This is a genomic window from Allosediminivita pacifica (assembly GCF_003054175.1).
Classification (GTDB): domain Bacteria; phylum Pseudomonadota; class Alphaproteobacteria; order Rhodobacterales; family Rhodobacteraceae; genus Allosediminivita; species Allosediminivita pacifica.
Genome location: NZ_QBKN01000003.1, coordinates 209053 through 229597, shown reverse-complemented (window position 1 = coordinate 229597; position 20545 = coordinate 209053). Strand labels below are relative to the sequence as shown.

21 protein-coding genes are annotated in these 20545 nt (G+C 66.0%); 7 read left to right on the top strand and 14 right to left on the bottom strand.

Features of this window, described 5'->3' with window-relative positions:
- Positions 1–701: 701 nt before the first annotated feature.
- A complete protein-coding gene (locus C8N44_RS03880) occupies positions 702–929 on the bottom strand; it encodes a DUF1413 domain-containing protein (protein ID WP_107974868.1) in 228 nt (75 codons plus the stop codon).
- A gap of 239 nt (positions 930–1168) precedes the next feature.
- Here C8N44_RS03880 and hslV point away from each other — a divergent pair, with 239 nt between their 5' ends.
- Positions 1169–1726 (top strand): ATP-dependent protease subunit HslV, encoded by a 558-nt coding sequence (hslV, locus tag C8N44_RS03875; protein ID WP_107974849.1) that lies wholly within the window; start codon positions 1169–1171, stop codon positions 1724–1726.
- A gap of 41 nt (positions 1727–1767) precedes the next feature.
- Positions 1768–3078 carry an ATP-dependent protease ATPase subunit HslU gene (hslU, locus tag C8N44_RS03870; protein ID WP_107974848.1) on the top strand — a complete coding sequence of 437 codons (1311 nt, stop codon included), beginning with the start codon at positions 1768–1770 and terminating at the stop codon, positions 3076–3078.
- A gap of 462 nt (positions 3079–3540) precedes the next feature.
- Here hslU and C8N44_RS03865 read toward each other — a convergent pair whose 3' ends face one another.
- Positions 3541–4368: an SDR family oxidoreductase gene (locus C8N44_RS03865; RefSeq protein ID WP_107974847.1), complete on the bottom strand. Its 828-nt coding sequence runs from the start codon at positions 4366–4368 to the stop codon at positions 3541–3543.
- On the opposite strand from C8N44_RS03865, the gene C8N44_RS03860 reads away from it, so the two are divergent.
- On the top strand, positions 4368–5363 hold the full coding sequence (locus tag C8N44_RS03860) for a LysR family transcriptional regulator (protein ID WP_107974846.1): 996 nt from the start codon (positions 4368–4370) through the stop codon (positions 5361–5363). The two genes, C8N44_RS03865 and C8N44_RS03860, sit on opposite strands and share 1 nt — an antisense overlap.
- Positions 5364–5493: 130 nt before the next feature.
- Here the strand turns inward: C8N44_RS03860 and C8N44_RS03855 are convergent, their stop codons facing one another.
- From C8N44_RS03855 to pip, 5 genes are all read right to left on the bottom strand, one after another.
- Positions 5494–7047: an ABC transporter substrate-binding protein gene (locus tag C8N44_RS03855; RefSeq protein ID WP_107974845.1), complete on the bottom strand. Its 1554-nt coding sequence runs from the start codon at positions 7045–7047 to the stop codon at positions 5494–5496.
- Positions 7048–7100: 53 nt separating this feature from the next.
- Positions 7101–8765, bottom strand: coding sequence for an ABC transporter ATP-binding protein (locus C8N44_RS03850; protein WP_107974844.1), 1665 nt, complete (start codon positions 8763–8765; stop codon positions 7101–7103).
- Positions 8762–9964, bottom strand: a complete 1203-nt coding sequence (locus tag C8N44_RS03845; protein ID WP_188758622.1) for an ABC transporter permease — start codon at positions 9962–9964, stop codon at positions 8762–8764. Before C8N44_RS03845 ends, C8N44_RS03850 begins: the two co-directional genes overlap by 4 nt.
- Positions 9961–10956: an ABC transporter permease gene (locus C8N44_RS03840; protein WP_107974843.1), complete on the bottom strand. Its 996-nt coding sequence runs from the start codon at positions 10954–10956 to the stop codon at positions 9961–9963. The genes C8N44_RS03845 and C8N44_RS03840 overlap by 4 nt, the downstream gene beginning before the upstream one ends.
- A 118-nt stretch (positions 10957–11074) precedes the next feature.
- Positions 11075–12052, bottom strand: a complete 978-nt coding sequence (gene pip / locus C8N44_RS03835; protein ID WP_107974842.1) for a prolyl aminopeptidase — start codon at positions 12050–12052, stop codon at positions 11075–11077.
- A gap of 48 nt (positions 12053–12100) precedes the next feature.
- On the opposite strand from pip, the gene ubiG reads away from it, so the two are divergent.
- Positions 12101–12841: a bifunctional 2-polyprenyl-6-hydroxyphenol methylase/3-demethylubiquinol 3-O-methyltransferase UbiG gene (gene ubiG, locus C8N44_RS03830; RefSeq protein ID WP_107974841.1), complete on the top strand. Its 741-nt coding sequence runs from the start codon at positions 12101–12103 to the stop codon at positions 12839–12841.
- 72 nt (positions 12842–12913) lie between these two features.
- Here the strand turns inward: ubiG and C8N44_RS03825 are convergent, their stop codons facing one another.
- The 5 genes from C8N44_RS03825 to C8N44_RS03805 form a co-directional block, all read right to left on the bottom strand.
- On the bottom strand, positions 12914–14296 hold the full coding sequence (locus tag C8N44_RS03825) for an NAD-dependent succinate-semialdehyde dehydrogenase (RefSeq protein WP_107974866.1): 1383 nt from the start codon (positions 14294–14296) through the stop codon (positions 12914–12916).
- Between the two features lie 249 nt (positions 14297–14545).
- Positions 14546–14983 carry a MarR family winged helix-turn-helix transcriptional regulator gene (locus C8N44_RS03820; RefSeq protein ID WP_107974840.1) on the bottom strand — a complete coding sequence of 146 codons (438 nt, stop codon included), beginning with the start codon at positions 14981–14983 and terminating at the stop codon, positions 14546–14548.
- Positions 14980–15813, bottom strand: a complete 834-nt coding sequence (locus C8N44_RS03815; protein ID WP_107974839.1) for a carbon-nitrogen hydrolase family protein — start codon at positions 15811–15813, stop codon at positions 14980–14982. The genes C8N44_RS03820 and C8N44_RS03815 overlap by 4 nt, the downstream gene beginning before the upstream one ends.
- Complete coding sequence (gene grxC / locus C8N44_RS03810) at positions 15813–16070, bottom strand: glutaredoxin 3 (RefSeq protein WP_107974838.1); 258 nt, start codon at positions 16068–16070, stop codon at positions 15813–15815. The genes C8N44_RS03815 and grxC overlap by 1 nt, the downstream gene beginning before the upstream one ends.
- 30 nt (positions 16071–16100) lie before the next feature.
- Complete coding sequence (locus C8N44_RS03805) at positions 16101–16814, bottom strand: ComF family protein (protein ID WP_425352930.1); 714 nt, start codon at positions 16812–16814, stop codon at positions 16101–16103.
- Positions 16815–16843: 29 nt separating this feature from the next.
- Here C8N44_RS03805 and C8N44_RS03800 point away from each other — a divergent pair, with 29 nt between their 5' ends.
- Both C8N44_RS03800 and hemH read left to right on the top strand, forming a co-directional pair.
- Positions 16844–17656 carry a methyltransferase domain-containing protein gene (locus tag C8N44_RS03800; RefSeq protein ID WP_107974836.1) on the top strand — a complete coding sequence of 271 codons (813 nt, stop codon included), beginning with the start codon at positions 16844–16846 and terminating at the stop codon, positions 17654–17656.
- 56 nt (positions 17657–17712) lie between these two features.
- Complete coding sequence (gene hemH / locus C8N44_RS03795; RefSeq protein WP_107974835.1) at positions 17713–18777, top strand: ferrochelatase; 1065 nt, start codon at positions 17713–17715, stop codon at positions 18775–18777.
- 76 nt (positions 18778–18853) lie between these two features.
- On the opposite strand, the gene C8N44_RS03790 is transcribed toward hemH, so the two are convergent.
- Both C8N44_RS03790 and C8N44_RS03785 read right to left on the bottom strand, forming a co-directional pair.
- Entirely contained in the window at positions 18854–19051 is a 198-nt protein-coding gene (locus tag C8N44_RS03790) for a ferrochelatase (RefSeq protein WP_107974834.1), read from the bottom strand.
- Between the two features lie 149 nt (positions 19052–19200).
- A complete protein-coding gene (locus C8N44_RS03785) occupies positions 19201–19800 on the bottom strand; it encodes a L,D-transpeptidase (protein ID WP_107974833.1) in 600 nt (199 codons plus the stop codon).
- A gap of 166 nt (positions 19801–19966) precedes the next feature.
- On the opposite strand from C8N44_RS03785, the gene dalA reads away from it, so the two are divergent.
- On the top strand, positions 19967–20542 hold the full coding sequence (dalA, locus tag C8N44_RS03780) for a divisome-associated lipoprotein DalA (RefSeq protein WP_107974832.1): 576 nt from the start codon (positions 19967–19969) through the stop codon (positions 20540–20542).
- Positions 20543–20545 lie beyond the last annotated feature (3 nt).

Genomic DNA, 20545 nt, shown 5'->3' with positions numbered 1-20545 from the left:
GGACTAACCGGCGCGACCTGCTGCAATGTCCTATCGGTGCGCCAAACCTGAAGCAGCCATCTGCGCATCCGCAGCGAATGCACCCTTTGTCCCGCAGTGCCGCGACTCGGGCCATTCGCAGAGAAGGTCCGCAATGAGCCCATCTCTCCCTTGATACTCGTGCGACCGACGCCGGGCCAGCGCCGGACCGTGGTTTGGCGCCGCGCCCTCTGAGGTCCGCGCTTTATCTCGGCCAAGCCCGGATGACCTCTGAACGATGCCCTGCAATTGCCAAAGCGCCAGACCGCCCGGACGGTCCGGCGCTGGCCCGGCGGGGCTGAAGCCCCTTGTTCCGGGCCTGTCAGGGCATGGCCCGGAGGGTAGCAAAGTCCGCTGTGCCGCCGCTCAGGCCATCCGCAATGACGGTCCGGCTCGGGCCAATTACCGACCGAAAGCGAAGCCCCCGGCGCGGAATCAAGGGGCGTCAGCCCCGCCGCGCATCGCAGCCGCGCCCCCACGCGGCGGCGATCTGGTGACGCTAGGCCCCTCGTGTCGAGGTCATCCGGATTTGCGGAGATAAACCAAGGGGATCATCGGTCCGGATCGCCACCGCGCGCGGCTGCCATGCCCGGCTCGACCTCATTGCCACGAGAATAGCCATCTCCCACACTCTGGACCCTCGCGCCGGATGACCGCTTCGACATAGGCGGCCCAGCTTGGCGCTACTGCACCTTCCGGTAGATCCTCCCGCCACCGGCCTTGCGCCCGGTATCCTCGGCCTCGGGCACGCGTCCATCGCGTACGGCCCGCAGGAAGGCATTGCCGGTCTTGACCTTCTCGCCGATGGGCAGGTCGTCCCATGTCTCGCCCCAGACCTCGGGCAGATGGAAGGTCTCGGCCTCCCATTCCGCGATCGCACCGCGCAGCGAATTGAGCGTCTTTTCGTCCATTTCAATCTCCATCGTTCCGGTCACGGAACGGCCCGCGCAGGGCAGAGGTTGCACCCTGGACCCGCGGCACTCCGGCGCCGCCCAATCCGGGACATTCTTAAGAAGCGGTAAACCGCACAGACTAACCTATTGATTTCTAAAGGACTGAAAAATGTCCCGGCCCGGGACACCCGCGGCGTCGGCTTGCGCCGCCCTCCCCATACCCCCATATGGCCCGCAGCACGGAAAGGAAGAACAACATGTCCGAACAGGAGTTTCCCGGCTGGCATGGCACCACCATCGTCGGCGTCCGCAAGGGCGGCGAAGTGGTCGTGGCCGGCGACGGGCAGGTGAGCCTCGGCAACACCGTCATCAAGGGCAGCGCCCGCAAGGTGCGGCGCATCTCGCCCGGCGGCTATGACGTCGTCTGCGGCTTCGCCGGCTCCACCGCCGACGCCTTCGCCCTGCTCGAGAGGCTGGAAACCAAGCTCGAAGCCACTCCCGGCCAGCTTCAGCGCGCCTGCGTCGAGCTCGCCAAGGACTGGCGCACCGACAAGTACCTCCAGAAGCTCGAGGCCATGCTGATCGTCACCGACGGCCGCGATCTCTACGTCATAACCGGCGCCGGCGACGTGCTCGAACCCGAGGACGACATCGCCGCCATCGGATCGGGCGGCAACTACGCCCTCGCCGCCGCCCGGGCCATGATGGACAGCGACCGCGACGCCGAAGCCGTCGCCCGCCGCGCGATGGAGATCGCCTCGGGCATCTGCGTCTTCACCAACGGAAACCTGACGGTCGAGCGGATCAAGGGCTGAGCGCCCGTCCCTCCGGCTCCCGTCATTCTCAAGGACACTTCATGACCGATCTCACCCCCCGCGAAATCGTCTCCGAGCTCGACCGCTTCATCATCGGGCAGGCGGACGCCAAGCGCGCCGTGGCCGTGGCGCTGCGCAACCGTTGGCGGCGCAAGCAGCTGTCGGACGACCTCCGCGACGAGGTCTATCCCAAGAACATCCTGATGATCGGCCCCACCGGCGTCGGCAAGACCGAGATCTCGCGCCGCCTGGCCAAGCTCGCCCGCGCGCCCTTCATCAAGGTCGAGGCCACCAAGTTCACCGAGGTGGGCTACGTGGGCCGCGACGTGGAGCAGATCGTGCGTGATCTTGTCGACGCTGCCATCGCCCAGACCCGCGAACAGATGCGCGAGGACGTGAAGGCCTCGGCCCACCAGGCGGCCGAGGACCGGGTCATCGCCGCCATCGCCGGGTCCGACGCCCGCGAGGGCACGCGCGAGATGTTCCGCAAGAAGCTGCGGAACGGCGAGCTGGACGACACCGAGATCGAGCTCGACGTGAGCGAGAACCAGAACCCGTTCCAGGGGATGGAGATCCCCGGCCAGCCCGGCGGCGGCCAGATGGGGATGATGAACCTCGGCGACATCTTCGGGAAAGCCTTCGGCGGCAAGACCACCCGCAAGCGGATGAAGGTCTCCGAGAGCTACGAGATCCTGATCCAGGAAGAGGCCGACAAGCTGCTGGACGACGAGCAGGTCAAGCAGGCGGCGCTGACCTCGGTCGAGCAGAACGGGATCGTCTTCCTCGACGAAATCGACAAGGTCACGGCCCGCTCGGACGCCCGCGGCGGCGACGTGAGCCGCGAGGGGGTGCAGCGCGACCTGCTGCCGCTGATCGAGGGCACCACCGTCTCGACCAAGCATGGCGCGGTGAAGACCGACCACATCCTCTTCATCGCCTCGGGCGCCTTCCACATCGCCAAACCCTCGGACCTGCTGCCCGAGTTGCAGGGGCGGCTGCCGATCCGGGTGAACCTCTCGGCCCTGTCCGAGCAGGACTTCGTGCGAATTCTGACCGAGACGGACAACGCCCTGACCCGGCAATATACCGCCCTGATGGAGACCGAGCAGGTCACCGTGGAATTCACTGAAGAAGGCATCGCGGCGCTGGCCAAGATCGCCGCCGACGTGAACCAGTCGGTGGAGAATATCGGGGCCCGGCGGCTTTATACGGTCATGGAGCGGGTCTTCGAGGAGCTGAGCTTCACGGCGCCCGACAAGACCGGGGAGAAGGTCGTGGTGGATGCCGATTTCGTGGAGCATCACCTGGGCGAGCTGACCCGCTCGACGGACCTCAGCCGCTACGTGCTCTGAGGGTGTCCCACGGTGGGACATTTTTCGGACGTATATAAATCAATGGGTTACAGAGACGAATTTGCCGTTTCTTAGGAATGTCCCACGGGAGGGGCGTTTCAGCTCTTTCACTCTGGCCCTCTCCCCCAAGGGGAGAGGGGATGTGTTGCGCTCTCCGCGCGAGGGGCGTTTCAGCGCGGCTTCCGACTCGTCCACACCCCCTGGACGCCCCCTCCCTGGCCCTCCCCCTGACAGGGGGAGGGGATCTGTTGCGCATACTAAGCCCGAAGCGCGCCATGCTGACCGGGGCGTGAGGAAACGGGCGGTCGTGCCCTACCGCCAAGGCGCCGTGTCAGGTGTCTGGCAGATATCCAGCTAGAGCCCGCCTGGACAAACCCTCGCGTGACACGAGCGGCAGGAACACACGGTGGGGCGCACGAAGCCCAAGCATTTGCGCCCGTTCCAGCTTCGCCCGCCCCATTCTCAGTCGGCGGCCAGCGGTACATCCCGCTGCGCCTTCAGTTCCGACAAACGGGCCCTGAGCGTGGCACCGATATTGTCGAAAGCCGTGCTGCCCAGGACCAGCCTGCGCGGTAGCTCCTGCTGCTCGGCGAGGGCGATCATCGCGTCCACGCTGCGCCCGGCATCGGCGAGTCCGGCGAAGCTGTCGCCCGTGCCTCCCTCGGCAATCGCGCGCAGGTCGCGACGTACGGCGCCCACGTTACTTTCCTCGTAGGCGGGTATGGTCTGCGCCATATCGACCGATGTGGCGAACTCCGTGGCGGTGGGCCCGGGCTCGATCAGTGTCATCTCGATCCCGAAGCCCGCGACTTCCTGCGCGACAGCTTCGATGAAGCCCTCGATGCCCCATTTCGTCGCGTGATAGAGGCTGAAGCCGGGATAGGCCAACTGGCCCCCTTCGGAGGAGACCTGCAAAAAGCGCCCGCCCTGTTGACCCCGCAGATGCGGCAGGGCTGCACGCACGAGATCGATTGCACCGGTCAGGTTTGTCGCAATCTGGCGGGAAATGGCCGCGTCGCTCAGTTCCTCGGCGGCGCCGAAAAGCCCGTAGCCGGCATTTGCGATGATGACGTCGATCCGACCTTCACGAAAAGCTGCGTCGATGCTGCCACGGATCGAGGCCGGGTCTGTCAAATCCATGTGCAGCACACGCAGGTTCGGGTGCTCCAATGTCAGCGAACCTTCGCGACGCACCGTTGCGAAAACCTTGTCCCCGCGCGCCAGCAGCTTTTCGGTCAGGAGACGGCCAAATCCCCGTGCGGCGCCAGTGATGAACCATGTCTTGGTCAATGGAAAACTCCTTTTGTCGTCGTCCTTCCTACTTGGCGCCGAACGGATTGATCCGGTATCCTCAACATATCGCATGCATTGGTGAGAAGAATTTGACAGTAGTCCCGCCACTTTCCGACCTCACCGCCTTTGCCACGCTTGCCCGGCACTGCAGCTTCAGCCGCGCGGCCGATGAGTTGGGCGTGTCACGCTCGGCGCTCAGCCATACGGTTCGGGTGCTGGAAGAGCGGTTGGAGATGCGACTGTTTCATCGCACCACACGCAGCGTATCGCTCACCGAGCAGGGCGCGGAGCTTCTGGCGCGCGTCAAACCCGTGATGGGGGACCTGGAGACGATCTTCGATGATCTCGCGGAGCGGCAAGGCGGCCCCTCCGGATTGCTGCGGATCAACGCGTCCGAGAGTGTCGTGCGTCTGCTGATGCAACATGTCGTGCCGACCTTCCTCCAGCGCCACCCCCGCATGCAGCTGGATCTTTCCAGCGAGGGTCGCTTTGTCGACATCGTCGCCCAGGGCTTTGACGCGGGCGTGCGTTTCCGCGACGCGGTGCCGCTGGATATGATCGCGGTGCCCTTCGGCGGGCCCGAGCGCTTCGTCGCGGTCGCGTCGCCGGACTATCTTGCGACCCATCCCGCCCCCGTGGAGCCAGCCGCCCTGGCGCACCACAGGTGCATCCGCCACCGCATGCCGAGCGGTGCCGCCTATTCCTGGGAATTCGAAACCGAGGACGAACGGCTCAGCATCGACGTGCCCGGCGTTCTGACGTTGGACCATGTCGGACTGATGGTCGAAGCCGCCGCGTCGGGGATGGGGATCGCCTATGTCCCGGAAATTGCGGCGCGCGCGGCGCTTGGGAATGGCCAGCTCGAGCTGGTTCTCGAACAATGGTGCCCTGCCGGACCGGGCTTGTGTCTTTACTATCCCGGGCGGCGCCATTTGCCAGCCGGTTTGCGTGGCTTCATCGACGTGCTGCGCGAAACCCTTCCCAACGGATGAGACAGCCACCTTTGAGGAGAGACCGGCCCGAGGCGGTTCGGCGGATTCGCCTTCCCGGGGTCGCGGCCCAAAAGAAAACGCCCCGCCGTTTCCGGCGGGGCGCTTGTGATGTGGGACCTTCAGGCGGGAATCAGGACATCCACCAGCGTTCGGCGAAGCGGGAGTTGTCCATCTGCCAGAGGTTGCCGATCACGTCGGGGGTCTGGACCTTGGTGTTCATCGCCTCGACGAAGTTGGCGAACATGGGCACCAGCACGCCGCCGTCGTCGCGCAGGATCTGCTGCATCTCGTGGTACATCTCGCGGCGCTTGTCGGAGTCGAGCTCGGCGCGGGCCTCGATCAGCAGGTTCTGGAAGCGGGCGCTGTCGTCCGCGTCCCACTGGCTGTCGTTCCAGGGGGCGCCGGCCTCGTAGGCCGACGAGAACATCCAGTCTTCGGTGGCGCGGCCGGACCAGTAGCTGGCGCAGAAGGGTTTCTTGAGCCAGACGTTGGACCAGTAGCCGTCCGCCGGTTCCTGCACCACGTTGATGTTGATGCCGCCCGCCTTGGCCGAGGCCTGGAAGAGCTGCGCCGCGTCGACCGCGCCGGCGAAGGCCGCGTTGGAGGCCGAGAGGTCGATGTCGAGGCTGTCGAGACCGGCCTGCTTGAGGTGGTACTTCGCCTGATCGGGATCGTAGGCGAGCTGTTCCATGTTCTCGAAGTAGTACTGGTTGGCGGGGCCGATGGGGGTGTCGTTGGCGACCTGGCCATGGCCCAGCAGGATCTTGTCGACGAGTTCCTGGCGGTTGATGCCGTACTTGAGCGCGCGGCGCACGTTGACGTCGTTGAAGGGCGCCACGTTGGTCAGCATCGGGAAGGTGTAGTGCTGGTTGCCCGTCACTTCCTGGATGCGGATCTGCGGGTTCGCCTTGAGCAGCGATTCCGTCTTGAAGTCGATGCGGTTGATGGCGTCGACCTGGTTGGTCATCAGCGCGTTCATGCGGGCGGTGGTGTCGTTGATCGCGATGAACTCGAGCTCGTCGAACCAGCCGGCTTCGCCGTCCTTGTAGTGGCTGTCCACGCGGGTGCCCACGAAGCGCACGCCGGGCTCGAAGCTCTGGACCTTGTACATGCCGGTGCCGATACCGTTGGCGATGGCTTCCTCGATCTGGCCGGCCGGGTACATCAGCAGGTGGTAGTCCGACATCAGGTAGGGGAAGTCGGCGTTGCCCTCGGCCAGCGTGAACTGGACCTGGTGGTCGCCGGTCTTCTTCATCTCGGTGATGGAGGAGACGATGGGCTGGGCGGCGGACTTGGAGCCCTCGGCGACGTGGAGCTGGAGGCTTTCGATCACGTCGTCGGCGCCGAAGCTCTTGCCGTTGTGGAAGGTGACGCCCTGGCGCAGGTTGAAGGTCCAGGTCTTGGCGTCGGGCGAGGCCTCCCAATCGGTTGCGAGCTCGCCCCGGAGCGAGCCGTCGGCGGCATTCTCGGTCAGCGTGTCGAAGACGGCGCCCTGGCCGGCCGAGATCATGAAGGTGTCGGAGTGCGTGCGGCCATCCCAGCTGTCGGAGCTGTTGGCGCCCGCGAGGCCCACCCGGAGGCGGCCGCCGCGCTTGGCCTGGGCGCGGAGCGGCAGGCCGCTGGCGGCGAGGACACCGGCTGCGGCGCCGGTGGTCAGAAGTCCGCGTCTGGAAATGCGAGTCATTGAAGTCTCCCTATTTATTGGTCGTTGGCGGGCATCCCTCCCGCCTGCGATTCTCAGTCTATCTTATCCGAAGCCGCATCGCCGATGTTGTCACGTCCGCGTTCGGCCAGAAGGTTGGTGAGCCAGTCCGGGTCCATCTCTGGCACCGAGCTGAGCAGAAGGTCGGTGTAGGGATGGTGCGGCGGCGTGAACATCTGCGCCTTGGAGCCCTGTTCCATCACCTCGCCGTCCTTCATCACGACGACCTCGTCGGCGATGGCCTTCACCGTGGCAAGGTCGTGGGTGATGAACATGTAGGCGAGGTTCAACTCGTCCTGAAGGCGGGCAAGAAGCCGCAGGATGCCCTCGGCCACGAGCTGGTCGAGCGCGCTGGTGACCTCGTCGCAGATGATGAACTTGGGCTCGGCGGCAAGCGCACGGGCGATGCCGATGCGCTGCTTCTGGCCGCCCGAAAGCTCGGACGGCAGGCGGTCGAGGTAGGTTTCTGCCGGAAGCTCGATCTGGTCGAGCAGGTCGGCCACGCGGTCGCGCTTCTTGCGGCCGGTGAGGCCCATGTAGAACTGCACCGGGCGGCCGATGATTTCGCCGATGGTCTTGCGCGGGTTCAGCGCGGTGTCGGCCATCTGGTAGATCATCTGGACCTGCCGCAGCTGTTCCTTGCTGCGCTTGCGGTAGTCAGGGGGCAGGATCTGACCGTCGAGTTCAACCTGCCCGGCCTTGGGCGGCAGGAGGCCGGTGATGACGCGGGCGGTGGTCGACTTGCCCGAGCCGCTTTCGCCCACGACGGCGACGGTGCGCCCGGCGTGGATGTCGAAGCTGACGTCGTGCAGGACCTGCACCTTGCCGTAGGCGGCGGTGACGTTCTGGACCGATACGACGGGCGTGGCGTCGGTCGGCACCGGCGGCTTTTCGGGGCGCTCGAAGCTGCGCACGGCCCAGAGGCTGCGGGTGTACTCTTCCTTGGGATTGGAGAGCATCTCGCGGGTCTCGTTCTCCTCGACTTCCTCACCGCGGAGCAGGACCTTGATGCGGTCGGCCATCTGGGCAACCACGGCAAGGTCGTGGGTGATGTAGATGGCGGCGGTGCCGAACTGTTCGACCACGTCGCGGATGGCGGCGAGCACCTCGATCTGGGTGGTGACGTCGAGCGCGGTGGTCGGTTCGTCGAAGATGATGAGGTCGGGCCGGCAGGACATGGCCATGGCGGTCATGGCGCGCTGCAGCTGGCCGCCGGAGACCTGGTGCGGGTAGCGGAAGCCGATCTCGTCCGGGTTGGGCAGGCGCAGGCGGCGGTAGAGCTCCATCCCGTCTTGCTCGGCCTCGGCCTTGGTGGCGGTGCCGTGGTTGATCGGCGCCTCGGCGTGCTGGTCGATAAGTTTGTGCGCGGGATTGAAGCTGGCGGCGGCGGACTGCGCCACGTACGCGATCCGCTTGCCCACCAGCTTGCGCTTGGTCTCGGCGCTGGCGGCGAGCAGGTCGATGCCGTCGAACATGACCGAACCGCCGGAGATGCGCACGCCGTCGCGGGCAAAACCCATGGCGGCGAGGCCGAGCGTGGACTTGCCCGCGCCGCTTTCGCCGATGAGGCCGAGGACCTCGCCCTTGTGGAGGGTGAGGTCGACGCCCTTGATGATGGGATTCCAGTCCTCGTCGCTGCGGCCTTCGATGCGGAGGTCGCGGATCTCGACGAGAGGCTGGCCCTTGTCGCTGTCGGTCATTCCTTCAGCCCCGAGGATTTTTGCAGCATCCAGTCCACCACGAAGTTCACCGCGACGGTCAGGAGCGCGATGGCCCCCGCCGCCATGATCGGCAGGGCCGCGGTGAGCGGGCTGAAGGCCGCGAAGTTGATGAACTGCGCGAGGTCGCGGACCATGGTACCCCAGTCCGCCAGCGGCGGCTGAATGCCCACGCCAAGGAAGGACAGCGCCGCGATCGTCAGGAAGACGAAGCAGAAGCGCAGCCCGAATTCCGCGAGCAGCGGCGCGGTGGCGTTTGGCAGGATCTCGCGGAAGATGAGGTAGCCGAGCCCCTCGCCGCGCAGCTTGGCGGCCTCGATGTAGTCCATGACGACGATGTTCATGCCGACGGCGCGCGCCAGCCGGAAGACCCGCGTGCTGTCGATGACGGCGATGATGACGACCATGTAGACGGTCAGCAGCCATTGCTGCGAGCCCGCCCAGGCGCTGGCGATGGTCATCAGGAGCAGCGCGAAGATCAGGCTGGGGATCGCCATGAGAACGTCGACGACGCGCGACAGGACCTGGTCGAGCCAGCCCTGGATGGTCGCCGCGAGGAACCCGAGAGAGCCGCCCAGCAGGAAGGCGATGAGCGTGGTCGCGAAGGCGATGCCCACGGTGTTCTGCGCGCCATAGATCAGGCGGCTCATGAGATCGCGGCCGATCTGGTCGGTGCCAAGCGGGTGATCGGGATTGCCGCCGACAGACGCATCGCCGCCGGGCAGGGCGTTGACCTGGGCGAAGACCTCTTCCTGGCCATAGGGGGCCAGCACGCCCGCGAAAATCGCGGTGAAGGCGTAGAGGATGATCACGAGGATACCGAAGGCCGCGGTGAGCGGCATGTGGCGGAAGAGCTTCTTCGAGCCGGCGGTGCCCACGTGGCGCCCGAGCAGGCGGAAGAGGAAGGCCGCGATGGCCGCAAGGATGAAGCCGTGCACCGCCCAGTGGAAGAAGGTCACGCCCGCGTCCGGTGTGCCCTGTTCGGTGGTGACGGGCTGGAAGTAGTACCAGATGCCCGCGATCACGATGGCCGCGCCCAGCACGTAGCCGAAGGCCACCGCCAGCGGCATGTCCCGGAAGAGGGGTTTGTTGCCAGTGGCCTTCTGGCCCACAAAGCGGGCAAGCCAGCCCAGCGCCAGCAGGATGACGAGGGCGGCAAGGATGTAGAGCAGTGCGGTCATCGCTTGTGCCTCAGCCTCGGGTTGGAGAGGATCGACAGGATGTCGGCCAGCAGGTTCAGAAGGATGTAGGCGGCCGCAAAGATCAGGCAGCAGGCCTGCACCACGGGGATGTCACGGATTTTCACGCTGTCCACGAAGAGCTGGCCGATGCCCGGGTAGACGAAGACCACCTCGACCACGACAACGCCGGTGATGAGATAGGCGAGGTTCAGCGCGATCACGTTGATGATCGGCGCGAGCGCGTTGGGCAGCGCGTGGTGCGTAATGATGCGCAGGGGCTTCACCCCCTTGAGGCGCGCCATCTCGATGTAGGGGCTGGCCAACAGGTTGATGATCGCGGCGCGGGTCATGCGCATCATGTGCGCGGTCACCACCAGTGTCAGCGTCAGCGCGGGCAGCAGCGTCTTCTGCAGGCGTTCGGCGATGCCCATGTCGGGATAGATGTTCGACAGCGACGGCAACATCGGGTTCAGCACGGCGAGAAACAGGATCAGCACGTAGGCCAGGAAGAATTCCGGGCTGGAGATCGAGCTGAGCGTGAAGACGTTCGCCGCCTTGTCGAAGGCAGAGTTGCGGTAGAGCGCCGCGAGCACCCCGAGGCCCACTGCCAGCGGGACCGCGATGCAGGCGGTGACGCCCGCGAGGAACATGGTATTGGCAAAGCGGGGGGCGATCTGCTGCGCGACGCCGGCATTGCCGCCGCTTTCGGAGCCGACGAAGGCCGAGAAGTTCGCCTGCGCGAAGGAATTGCCCAGGTCGCCTTGCAGCACCCCGGAGAGCCAGTCCCAGTAGCGTACGACCAGAGGCTGGTCGAGGCCAAGGTCACGTCGGATGGCGGCGACCGCCTCGGGCGTGGCGCCCTGACCAAGGATCGCCTCGGCGAAATCGCCCGGCAGCATGTTCACTGCCAGGAAGATCACGATCGAGACGATGAAAAGCGTCAGTACGCCCAGCGCGAGACGCTGGAGGATGATCTTGAGAACAGCGTTCAAGGTGCCCTGTGGATTTTGTTGTTGTTGCGCGCAACCTGACGCCCGGAACACACCATGTAAAGAGGCTGTGTCTTATTTCCGACATTCGTGTCGCTTATGGAAGATCCCCGGGTCGCTTCTAGGCGAAGCTTTCGGCAATCCCGTCCATGACGCGCACGAGTTCGGCACTGATGCCGGGTTCGGACAGGGCGTGTCCGGCGTTGCGGATCATCCGCAGGTCGCAGTCGGGCCAGGCGCGGGCAAGCTCCCACGCGCGGACGGGCGGGCAGATCATGTCGTAGCGGCCCTGGACGATGACGCCAGGGATGCCTTTCAGCACCTGGGCGTTGTCGAGGATCCAGCCGTCGTGTTCGAGGAAGCCGCGGTTGGTGAAGTAGTGGTTTTCCAGCCGGGCGAAGGCGCGGGCGTATTCGCCCGGCGCCTCGCCCCCTTGCCCCGATGAGTAGACCGAGGCGAGCGCATTTTCCCAGCCGCTCCAGGCGCGGGCGTATCGGGTCTCGGTCTGGTGGTCGCCGGAGAAGAGCCGTTGATGGTAGGCAGCGATCATGTCGCCGCGCTCGTCCTTGGGGATGAGATCGCTGAAGCGGGCCCAGGGTTCGGGCCAGAACTGCCCCGCGCCGCCGCCGTAGAACCAGTCGAGCTCGGCCTGGGTCATCATGAAGACGCCGCGCAGGACGAGGTGCGAGACCGCCTCGGGGTGGGAAATCGCGTAGATGAGCGAGAGCGTGGCCCCCCAGCTGCCGCCGAAGACCACGGCCTTGTCGATGTCCAGATCCGTGCGGATGCGCTCGATGTCGGAGACCAGGTGCCAGGTGGTATTGGCCTCGACGCTGGCGTGGGGCCGCGAGCGCCCGCAGCCGCGCTGGTCGAACAGCACCGTGCGGTAGACCTTGGGATCGAAGTAGCGGCGCATGGCAGGGCTGCAGCCGCCGCCGGGCCCCCCGTGCAGGACGATGACCGGGATGCCCTGCGGGTTGCCGCATTGCTCCACGTAGATGGTATGCCCGTCGCCCACCTCGATCATTCGGGTGTCGAACGGGTCGATGGCGGGATAGAGATACTGCACTGCGCGCTTTTGGCTCGGGTATTTGTCCATGGCCTACATATATTGCGCCAGACAGGCAAAAGACCATGGGAGATTGCCATGACCGTTACCGTCGACCCCGCGGAAATCGCCAAGTTCGAGGCAATGGCGGCCGAATGGTGGGACCCGGAGGGCAAGTTCAAGCCGCTGCACATGCTGCAGCCCTGCCGGCTGGACTACATCACCACGCAGATCGCGGGAGAGTTCGACCGGGATCTGTCGGGCGAGGCGCCCTTTGCCGGACTCCGGATCGTCGACATCGGCTGCGGCGGGGGGCTGCTGTGCGAGCCCATGGCGCGGCTCGGGGCCGAGGTGGTGGGCGTGGACGCGGCGGCGGGCAACATTCCCGTGGCGCAGACCCATGCGGCGCAGTCGGGGCTCGAGATCGACTATCGCCACACCACGGCCGAGGCGCTGGCCGAGGCGGGCGAGGGGTTCGACGTGGTGCTGAACATGGAGGTGGTCGAGCACGTGTCGGACCCGCTGGCCTACCTGTCGGCCTGCCGCGCGCTGCTGAATCCCGGGGGGCTGCACCTGTGTTCCACCATCAACCGCAATGCCAAGAGCTTCGGCATGGCGATCGTGGGGGCGGAGTACGTGATGCGCTGGCTGCCCAAGGGCACACACGAATGGTCGAAGTTCATCACGCCGGACGAGCTTTACGAATTGCTGTCGAAGGCGGGGCTGGAGCCGGTGGACCGCAAGGGCTTCGTGTTCAACCCGGTGACCTGGGGCTGGAAGATCAGCGACCGGGACCTGAGCGTGAACTACGTGACGGCCGCGCTGGCGCCGCGGGCTTAGGGGCCGCCCGGGTCATGGATGCAAAAAAGGCGGGCCGGGGCCCGCCTTTTTCGTTGGTCGAGGATCCGGGGCTTACGCCGCTTCGGAGATGTAGACCGACTTGATGTTCACGAACTCCTTCATGCCGAAGCCGCCGTGTTCGCGGCCGTAGCCGGAGTCCTTCACGCCGCCGAAGGGCATGTTGGGGATCGCGATGTTGAAGCCGTTGACCGAGACCATGCCGGTGTCGAAGTGCCTGGACGCCAGTTCGCGGGCGCGCTTCTCGTCCTTGGAGAAGATACCGCCGCCGAGGCCGTAGCGGCTGTCGTTGGCGATGCGCATGGCGTCTTCGTCATCCTTGGCACGGATGATCGAGGCGACCGGGCCGAAGAGCTCGTCGTCATAGGCGGGCTGGCCGGGCTTCACGTCGACGAGGACGGTGGCCGGGTACCAGGCGCCGGGCTTGTCCGGCACTTCACCGCCAGCGAGAACGCGGGCGCCGTTGGCCACGCTGTCCTGAACCTGCTGGTGCAGGTCATCGCGCAGGTCGGTGCGGGACATGGGGCCGAGCTTGGTGTTGTCGTCGGTCGGATCGCCCAACTCGATGGCCTTCACCTTCTCGACGTAGCGATTGACGAACTCGTCGTAGTTCTTGTCGGTCACGACGAAGCGCTTGGCGTTCACGCAAGTCTGGCCGTTGTTGTACATCCGGCCCTGCACGCAGGCATCGACAGCCACGTCAAGATCGGCGTCGTCGAGCACGATGTAGGCATCGTTGGAGCCGAGCTCGAGCACGGATTTCTTGAGATGCTCGGCGGCCTTCTGTGCGATGATGGCGCCGGCCTTGTCGCTGCCGGTCATGGTCACGCCGCGCACCAGCTTGTGGCCGATGATCTTGTCGGACGTGTCGTGGTCGATGACCAGCACGGTGAAGAGGTCCTTGGGCAGACCGCCGGCTTCCAGCACCTTCTTGAGGAAGAGGCCGCTGCCGGTGCAGTTCTCGGCGTGCTTGAGCAGGACGCCGTTGCCGGCCATCAGGTTGGCGATGGTGTAGCGCACGGCCTGATAGCTGGGGAAGTTCCAGGGCTGGATGCCGTAGATCACGCCCACGGGGGCGTAGGTCACGACGCCGGTGCCGCCGGGGATGTCGCGTTCCTCGTCGGCCAGTTCGGAGGGGCCGTTTTCGGCGGTGAAGTCGCAGATCGAGGCGCAAAGTTCGACCTCGTCACGGCTGTCGCCGATCAGCTTGCCGACCTCCTGCGTCATCAGTTGCGCGAACTCTTCCTTGTTGTCGCGCAGGGCCTGGCCCACGCCACGGATGATCTCGGCACGTTCCTGAGTGCTTTTCAGCCGCCATTGGTCGAAGGCGGCGTGGCAGGCCTCGATCGCGTCGAAGGCCTGGTTTTCGTCCATCTGGTCATAGGTCGTGATGGTTTCTTCGGTGGCGGGGTTCACCGTCTTGATCTCGTTGCTCATCTCGAACCTCTCGGTGTCAATTCTGTAGGGCTGGAACGCCATGTGCCGGTGAGGTTTCCATCACATGAGTTTGACAAGCGGCCGGGAACCGGGGGGATCAGGTCGGGCTGAGCGGGCCTGTCGCGGGGGAAACGGGGCGCTGTGCCGGGCCCCGGACGGCGCGCAGGGGCGCTGCCCCTCTGGCCCCTGCGGGGCCATTCACCCCGGGAGTATTTGAGCCAAGAAGAAGCGGGGGCGGGCTGCGCCTGTTCAGACGTCGCGCTCGAGCTTGACACGCAGTTCGCGCAGGACCGGCAGCGCGGCGCGGACCTTTGTTTCGCCCAGTTCGTCCATGAGCTCGGTCACTACGGGGGTGATGGCGGCGAGCGCCGCCTCGCGGGCGGACTGGCCGGCGGGGCTGATCGAGACGAGCTTGCGGCGGGCGTCGTCCCAGTCGGGGCGGACGTGCACGTAGCCCGCGATTTCCAGCTTGCCCAGCGTGTTGGTCATGGCGCCGCGTGTGACGTGGAAGGCGCGGGCCAGTTGGGCGGGGGTCTTTTCGCCGCCGCGCGCGAGGTGGTTCAGGACGGAGAAATGCGAGATTTCCATCCGGTTGGGCATGACACGGGTGAGGCGGGCACGCAGGAGCTGGTCGGCGGTCAGAAGTTCGCCGAAGAGGGTGATGGCAAGCGCGCCGGCGTCGCTCATGCCGGCCCCGTGAAGCTGCGGTCGTGGGTGAGCGCGGGCACCTTGCGGCGGGCTTCGTCGACGCGGGTCAGGTCGAGGTCGATGACGTGCAGGCCCGGGTCGGTCCCGGCATCGAGCAGCACCTCGCCCCAGGGCGACACGACGAGGCTGTGGCCGTAGGTCTTGCGCGTGCGGCCCCGCTGCGCCGGGTGGGTGCCGGTCTGGGCGAGGGCGAGGACGTAGCAGCCGGTTTCGATCGCGCGGGCCTGAAGAAGCGGTTGCCAGTGCCACGGCCCCGTGCCGGGCGAAAAGGCCGAGGGCACGCAGAGCACCTGCGCGCCGGCCTGCGCCAGCGCCCGGTAGAGATAGGGGAAGCGCAGGTCGTAGCAGACCGTCATGCCGAGCGTGCCGAAGGGCGTGCGTGCGGTGACAGCGCGGTCGCCGGGGGCGTAGCCCGAGGATTCGCGGAAGGTCTCGGTCTCGCTCACCTCGACGTCGAACATGTGCATCTTGTCGTAGCGCGCGGCGACGTTGCCCGCGTCGTCGATGAGGATCGAGCGGTTCACGAAGCGGGTTTCCGGCGGTTCGGCCCTCAGCGCGAGGGAACCCGCGAGCACCCAGAGCCCGAGGCGCGCGGCCTCGGACTTCAGGGTCGTGAGGAAGATGTCGTCTTCCTCGTATTCCAGCACGGTTCTCTGGTGGGCGCGGTCCAGCGAGACGCAGTTGGTGACCTCGGGCGTCAGGGCGATCTGCGCGCCCTGATCCGCCGCGTCGCGCAGCATTGGCAAGACAGTGTCGAGGTTGGCCCGCGGGTCATCGCCCGAGGTGAGCTGAAGCAGCGCCGCGCGCATCAGCCGGCGAGCAGCGGGTCGAGCTTGCCATCGCGGTCGAGGGCATAGAGCTCGTCGCAACCACCGACGTGGGTGTCGCCGACGAAGATCTGCGGCACGGTGTGGCGGCCGGCGGCCCGGTCCATCATCTCGGACTTGCGGGACTGGTCACGCATGACGTCGATCTCGGTGAATGCGACGCCCTTCTGGCTGAGCAGGCGCTTGGCGGCGTGGCAGAACCCGCAGATGGGGGTGGTGTAGATCTCGACTTTTTGCATGGTCGGCTCCTTTCGGGGTTTGTCCCTGATTTAGGAAGCCTTGGCAACGCGTGCCAGCACCGCGACGCAGACCTCGGTCGCTCCGGCGGCGAGACAGGCCTCGGCCCCGGCGGCGAGGGTGGCGCCGGAGGTCATCACGTCGTCGACCAGCAGGACGGGGCGGTCTTCGAGGAATTCGCGCCGTGACGGGGTGACCTTGAGCGAGCCTTCGAGGGCCGCGAAGCGTTCCTCGCGGTCCTTGCCCTTAAGCTGCGGGGTAGGTTTCGGACGACAGAGCGCGTCAGGACAGTAGCCCACGTCGAGGATGCGGGCGAGCGGGCGGGCCAGCAGCGCGGCCTGGTTGTAGCGGCGGCGCAGGTGGCGGCCGAAATGCAGCGGGACGGGGACCACCAGCCAGTTCTCGCGCCGGATGGGCATCAGGCGGCGGGCCATCCACTGCGCGGCGGGGGTCGCGATGTCGTGGCGGTCGGCGTGCTTGAGCGCCATCGCGAGTTCGCGGCCCCGGTCGCGGTAGAGCAGCGCGGCACGGCCCTGCGCCCAAGGACGGGCGTTGGTCAGGCAATCGTCGCAGAGCTCGGCACGGTCGGAGGTTCCGGGCAGCGGCGCGTCGCAGGCATCGCAGCCGAGACCGGAAACAAAGGGCGTGTCGCGCCAGCAATCGGGGCAAAGGGCGAAATCGCTTTCCACCATGCCACCGCAGGACAGGCACCGCGGCGGGTAGATCATCCGCACCAGCGTTTGCATCCGGGTCACGCCCATCCTATCTGCCCCTCATGTCCGAGACCCCGCATCTGACCGACCGTGCCGCCCTTGCCCGCCACCGGGCGAAGGCCAGTGAATTCTTCCTCCACGAAACCGCGCGGGAGGAGGTTCAGGATCGACTCGAGATGGTTACGCGGCAGTTAACCAAGCCCGCCATCGTGACGCCTTTCCCGGACCTGTGGCAGGGTTTTCTGCCCGGCGCGCGAGTGGTCGAGGATACGCCGGTGCTGGACCTGCAGCCCGGTGCGCATGACCTGGTGATCCACGCCATGGGGCTGCACTGGGCGGACGATCCGATCGGGCAGCTTGTCCAGTGCCGCCGAGCGATGCAGCCGGACGGACTGATGCTGGCGGTGTCGCTGGGCGGACAGACGCTGCACGAGCTGCGCGCGGCATTGGGGTCGGCGGAGGCCGAGATCACAGGGGGGATTTCGCCCCGCGTGGCGCCGATGGCCGAGATCCGCGATCTGGGCGCGCTGCTGCAGCGGGCGGGGCTTGCGCTGCCGGTGGCGGATTCCTTTCCGCTGCGGGTGCATTACGACAGCGCGCTGCACCTGATGCGGGACCTGCGGGCCATGGGCGAGGGCAATGCGCTGCAGGCGCGGCTGCGGCGGCCGACGCGGCGGTCGGTGCTGATCCGGGCGGCGGAGCTTTACCAAGAGGGCTTTGCCACCGACGAGGGCAAGGTGGAGGCGACCTTCGAGGTCATCACGCTGACGGGCTGGTCACCGGACGAAAGCCAGCCGCAGCCGCTGCGGCCCGGGTCTGCGACCCATCGTCTTTCGGAAGCGCTGAACACGCCTGAGACGCCGCTCAAAGATTGACGCGCGGGGCGGGCAGGATAGGTAAGGCGCGTATCAGAAACAGAGGATGGGACCCGATGCTTGACGCCAGCCAACCTGCCGTGAAACCCGAGCAAGCCCCGTCCGACCACCCGAAGCTGCCGCGCCCCAAGGTGGGGATCCTGTTGGCCAACCTCGGCACGCCGGATCACTACGATTACTGGTCAATGCGCCGCTACCTGGGCGAGTTCCTGAGCGACCGGCGGGTGATCGATTATTCGCCATGGCTCTGGCAGCCGCTGTTGCAGCTGGTGATCCTGAGCACGCGCCCGTCGAAGAGCGGCGCGGCCTACAAGTCGATCTGGAACCACGAGGCGGACGAAAGCCCGCTGATGACGATCACCAAGGCGCAGACCGCGAAGATCCGCGAGACGATGGAGGCGCAGTACGGCCCCGACGTGATGGTCGATTTCTGCATGCGCTACGGCAACCCCTCGACGCCTAGCAAGGTGCGCGAGATGGTCGAGGCCGGATGCCACAAGATCCTGTTCTTCCCGCTCTACCCGCAATACGCGGGCGCGACCTCGGCCACGGCGAACGACAAGTTCTTCGACGCGCTGAAGAAGGAGAAGTGGCAACCCACGGCGCGGGTGGTCGATCCGTATTTCTCGGAGCCGATGTACATCGAGGCGCTGGCCCAGTCGGTGGAACGCGCCTACGGGAAGCTCGACAAGAAGCCCGACGTGCTGGTGTGTTCCTACCACGGCTTGCCGCATCGCTACCTGATGGAGGGTGATCCCTACCACTGCCAGTGCCAGAAGACGACGCGGCTTCTGAAGGAGCGGCTGGGCTGGTCAGAGACCGAGATCACGACCACGTTCCAGAGCCGATTCGGCCCCGAGGAATGGCTGAAACCCTACACGGTGGAAGAGGTCGCGCGGCTGGCCAAGGAAGAGGGCAAGACCGACATCGCGGTCTGTGCGCCGGCCTTCAGCGCCGACTGCATCGAGACGCTCGAAGAGATCAACGAGGAGATCAAGGAGAGCTTCGAAGAGGCCGGTGGCGAGCGCTTTACCTACATCCCCTGCCTCAACGACGACGATGCCCACATCGGGGCACTGTGCAAGGTCATCGACGACAACCTGGGCGGCTGGCTGCGCTAGGCGCGGCGGGCCCGTTCGGCACATAAAAAAAGGCGGTGCCTAAGCACCGCCTTTTTCTTTTCCGTGGATCGGTCGATCAGCTTGCAGCAGCAGCGACGACGGCGATCAGGACCAGCGGGATCAGGATGCCGGCCGAGGAAGAGCTCTGCTGAGTTTCTTCAACGACGACTTCGGGCTCCATGACCACGTAGTCTTTTGCGGGTGCTTCGTAGGAGCCGGCCATTGCGGTGGTTGCGGCGCCTGCGAAGGCTGCGGCGAGAGCGAGTTTCTTCATAGTGTCCTCCAGACAGTTAGCCCGGCGTGGCCCGTTATAGACCTTACGACAGGCACCCAAGACTTACCTCGTATCTCTCACTAAGCAGCAAATTCAGACGATTGCAATTGCTGGAAGATCGCGCCGCATCGGCGTTTTCTGCCCTGTCGTCAAATAAGCAACACCTGCGTTCCGACCTCTGCCATCTCGTAAAGCTCTTCGATGTGCTGGTTGTAGAGGCCGATGCAGCCATTCGACGAACGGCGACCGATCTTGCGCGTGTCGTGGGTGCCGTGGATCCGGTAGTAGGTCCAGCTGAGGTGCAGCGCGCGGGTGCCGAGCGGGTTGTCCGGGCCGGGGCCGACGTAGTCCGGCCACTCGGGGTTGCGCTGCTTCATGGAGGGCGTCGGACGCCAGTCGGGCTCGGGGTCCTTGAGCGTCACGCGGGTCCGGCCGCGGCGCGTCAGGTCCTCGGTCAGCGGCACGGAGGTCGGGTAGAGGTAGTACTCCGCCGCCTCGGTCCAGTAATGGAGCGCGCGCGAGTCGATGTCGACGAGGATGGCGCCCTTGTTCAGGTTGTCGAAGTACGGCTGCCAGTCGAGCGTGCGGAAGCTCGATACGTTCCGGCGCACGATCTGGGAGATATCGTCCTCCACTTCCGTCGTGCCCTGCCCCGTCACGCTTTGCGCCAGAGCGGGTGTGCCGAGGGTCGCCGCGGTTCCGGCCAGAAACGCGCGTCTGTCCAGAAGATGTCGTGCCTTCCGAGTCATCTCACAATCCCGTCAATTTGTGCATGCAACGGTTGGATAATATTGCGCGAATGCCGCATTCGCAAATCAAAGGCCCGTCATCGGCCCGATGCGCGGGATTGTGAGTTTGAACGGCCACTCGGCAGGGGGTAAGCCGGTCCGGGTGAATAGGAGCGGGAAGACAGATATGGACAACAGACTTACACGGCGCTTTTTTCTTCTCGCGACAGCCGCGGGCGGGCTTGCGGCCTGCGCGCCACCGCCACCGCCGGCCCGGCGCTACGGCCCCGACGGCCGCCCGCTGCCCCAAGTCTACCGGATCGGTGATGAAGGCCGCGTGCAGTACCGGATGCTCGATTCGGTGAACGCGCTGCGTCAGGCGGGCGGTCACCCTCCGCTGCAGCTGAACGCCCAGCTCAACGCGGCCGCGGCCACGCACTCGCGCGACATGTCGGTCCAGAACCGCCCGTGGCACTTCGGCTCGGACGGCTCTTCGCCGATCGACCGGGTGCGGCGTGTCGGTTACCAGGGGCGGCTCGTGGGCGAGGCAATCTCGGAAACCTACGAGAGCGAGCTGGAGACGCTCACCGCCTGGATGCAGGACGAGAATATCCGCGAGGTGATCCTCGACGATTCCGCGCGCGATCTCGGCTTCGACTGGTACCAGGAGAACAACGGCAAGATCTGGTGGACCATGGTTCTCGGCGCACCGGATCTGTCGCCGACGCCAGGGGGCGGGACGCCCGGAGAGCGCCCCGCCTGATCC